1 protein-coding gene and 1 pseudogene are annotated in these 1144 nt (G+C 73.1%); one reads left to right on the forward strand and one right to left on the reverse strand.

The annotated features are described in order from the left end of the window. Positions 1-524, forward strand: a 524-nt coding sequence (locus tag ACTWQJ_RS51630) for a DUF308 domain-containing protein (RefSeq protein ID WP_443313243.1), incomplete at its 5' end; no start/stop codon positions are given. Between the two features lie 69 nt (positions 525-593). Here ACTWQJ_RS51630 and ACTWQJ_RS51635 read toward each other — a convergent pair. Continuing rightward, positions 594-1144, reverse strand: a pseudogene (locus tag ACTWQJ_RS51635) (cytochrome P450 family protein); the annotation flags it as partial.

Consider the following 1144-nt stretch of genomic DNA (forward strand, 5'->3'; position numbering starts at 1 on the left):
TGTACCTGGGCCGCGGTGTCCTGGCTGTGGCATGGGCGCTGGCGTTCGCCGGAGCCCACGAGGACGTCGACGCCGTGGCGATCACGCTGCTGGTCGTCTACCCGCTGATCGACGCGGTGTCGTCACTGATCGACTACCGGGCCCTCCCGGACGGATCGGAGCGCCGGGTCACGGCGTTCAACGGGGTGCTGAGCACGCTCGCCGCGATCGCGGTCGGCATCGCCGGGGCCGGTGGCGTGGCGCCCGTGCTCCACGTGTTCGGCGCCTGGGCCGTCATCTCCGGTGCCGCCCAGGTGGCCGTCGGGCTCAAGCGGCGCGGCCCCGAACTGGGCAAGCAGTGGCCGATGCTGATCGCGGGCGGACTGTCCTTCGTCGTCGGCATCTCATACAACATCCAGGCCGCGGGCGACGATCCCTCGCTCGACGTGCTCTCGGTGTACGCCACGGGCGGTGGGGTGTTCTTCATCGTCCAGGCGGGCCTGCTGGGCTGGAAGACCCGTCAGCTGCGCACCCGGACCGTCTGACGGCCGTACCCCTTCTGTTCCGTCCCGGCCCGCGTCTCCACGACGCGGGCCGGGACGTTTCTCATGTCGTCAGCCGACGCGGTAGCGCACCGGGAAGGAGAGCACGCCGCGGATGATGCCGGAGCCGATCCACTGCAAGGAGCCTGCCGGGGCGGCGAGTTCGAGTTCGGGGACGCGGGCGAGCAGGGTGCGCAGGGCGATGGTCGTCTCCAGGCGCGCGAGCGGGGCGCCCAGGCAGTAGTGGATGCCGTGCCCGAAGGCCGGATGCCGGGCGCCCGGCCGGGTCACGTCGAGCACGGCCGGGTCGCCGTCCTCGGCCTGCGGGGCGTCGCGCCCCGCCGCACCGAGAGCGACGACCATACTGCCGCGGGGGATCGGCACCCCGCTCTCGTGACCGGCGACCACCAGCATCATGGCCGTGCCCACGAGTTCCTCCTCGGTCAGCCGGCCGTCCTCCTCGTCGCGTACGGCGACCAGGGCGGACAGCAGGTCGTCCTGGGGGCGGCGGCGTTTGTCCGCGACGAGGTCGGCCAGCAGCCCGTGCAGACCGGCCAGCGCCGGGCGGTGCTCGGGCGAGGCCACCTGGAGCGCCCGGGCCGACCAGCGGCGGAAGTCCAGGT

Source organism: Streptomyces sp. KR55, from assembly GCF_052245645.1.
Taxonomy (GTDB): Bacteria; Actinomycetota; Actinomycetes; order Streptomycetales; family Streptomycetaceae; genus Streptomyces; species Streptomyces flavusporus.